Here is a 1539-nt window from a genome sequence, read left to right as displayed (position 1 = left end):
CGTTACGACAAGCTCGCCGCCAACTTCCTCGGCTTCGTCAAACTCGCCAGCATCATGCTCTGGATCAAATAATTAAATCGTCACTACAGCCTAGAAAAGCAACCCCTTCAGCTCCGCGATCACCACGTCGGTGGGCATCGACACGAACATCGCGGGGATGAAGGGGGCGAGCGTCATCGACAGCAGGAGCAGCACGCTGCGGAAATCCACCGGCAGGAAGCGCATCGCATAGACGTTGGAAACCACGCCATAAAGGTCGACCGTGGCCGAGAAATCCGGTTCGCCCAGCATGTCCGGCCCGCGCTCGCGCGCATCGGTGAACCAGCGTTTCTCGAACTGATGGCCAAGGCTTGACGCCAATCCGCCATAAGCGGCCGCACCACGGCGCCAGCAATGGACCAGCGGCGGGCCAAAGGCTAGCAACGGGCCGATGAACAGCAGCAGCACCAGAACCGCCGTTCCGCCCATCAGCAGCGCATTGGTGAATTTGGTGGCGGCGGCGTCGGCATAGACCTGGGCGAAGCGCCCGGCGGATATCGTGCCCAGCGCCATGCCGAGCGTCCCGAAGGCGCGCACCGATTGGTTCAGGAAACCCAGCCCGCCCGCCTGATCGGGATGCGCGGCGATCAGTTTGAGATCCAGCCCCGCCACGACGTGCAGGAAGCGCGTCCACAGCAGGATGCGCCATAGCCAGCCGATCAGCAGGATGATCAACAGCGGCAGGCTGACAAGCGCATTCCACCAGCCGGCGAACGACAGGCCTGCACCCATGTCGCCCCGCTGCCAGGAAACCTGCGTCAACAGGCCGCCATGATTCAGCACGATTGCGCCGATCATCGCATAAGCGATCAGCACCGTCGCCGCCTCCGCCCACAGCGAATTGGCGCGCCGGCGGACGGCGGCAAGTTCATCGACGAAGCGTTGCTTGCCGGCATCGTCCAGCAATTCGGAACGGAGGAAGGAAAGCGCGATTACGCCCAGCCGGTTGGCGCAGACGGCATAGCCCAGCACCAGCAGCGGCGCGGCGAAAGCGAAGCGGGCATGGACGCCGAAATCGCGCAGGAAGCTGGCCGGGGCTGCCGCCTCCGCTGGCGCGAGCTGGGTGAGCAGCGCCAGCGGTAGCCAGGCGAGCACGAACACCATGAGCACGCGGCTATGGTGGTTGGGGCAAAGCGGGGTGGGCAGCAGGGCGAGCGCGGTCAGGCGCCGGGGCGGCCCGCCTTCAAAGGCCCCTGCATCGCCGGCCGCCGCTGCCCATCGATCCGCATCCATCTGCGTGTGCCGTTCCCCACCGGTCATGGCGCCAGCTTGGCCGCACGGATGGCCGCCGACAATCGGGCATTATCCCGATGCGGCTAGGCTGTAGTGACATTTTAGGGATTCACGTTGGACTGGATTTCTGATTCAACGCTGACTTTTGGAGGTTGGCGTGGAAGGGGAAGTGCTGCGGGACGATCAGTGGGAGCGATTGCGAGAGTTTGTTCCGGGCGGCCGCAAGGGTAAGCGCGGCCCGCGCAGTGATGGCAGACTGTTTCTCGA

At 64.4% G+C, this 1539-nt stretch carries 1 protein-coding gene and 1 pseudogene; one reads left to right on the top strand and one right to left on the bottom strand.

Annotated features, from left to right (window positions below):
* Positions 1-90 precede the first annotated feature (90 nt).
* The gene (locus tag CHB74_RS21435) at positions 91-1299 is read right to left on the bottom strand and encodes a hypothetical protein (protein WP_245843155.1); all 1209 of its coding nucleotides are present in this window, start codon (positions 1297-1299) and stop codon (positions 91-93) included.
* A gap of 130 nt (positions 1300-1429) precedes the next feature.
* Between CHB74_RS21435 and CHB74_RS21855 the strand changes: the two are divergent.
* Positions 1430-1539: pseudogene (locus tag CHB74_RS21855) on the top strand (IS5/IS1182 family transposase); the annotation flags it as partial.

The sequence above is a fragment of the Edaphosphingomonas laterariae genome (genome assembly GCF_900188165.1).
In the GTDB taxonomy this organism is placed as follows: Bacteria; Pseudomonadota; Alphaproteobacteria; order Sphingomonadales; family Sphingomonadaceae; genus Sphingomonas_E; species Sphingomonas_E laterariae.
The sequence above is the reverse complement of the archived record's forward strand: the minus strand, read 5'-3'. Positions and strand labels throughout refer to the sequence as shown.

What these genes read in the sequence shown, in the direction of transcription:
- CHB74_RS21435 (WP_245843155.1), bottom strand. Translation starts at nt 1,299, where the DNA reads ATGACCGGTGGGGAACGGCACACGCAGATGGATGCGGATCGATGGGCA.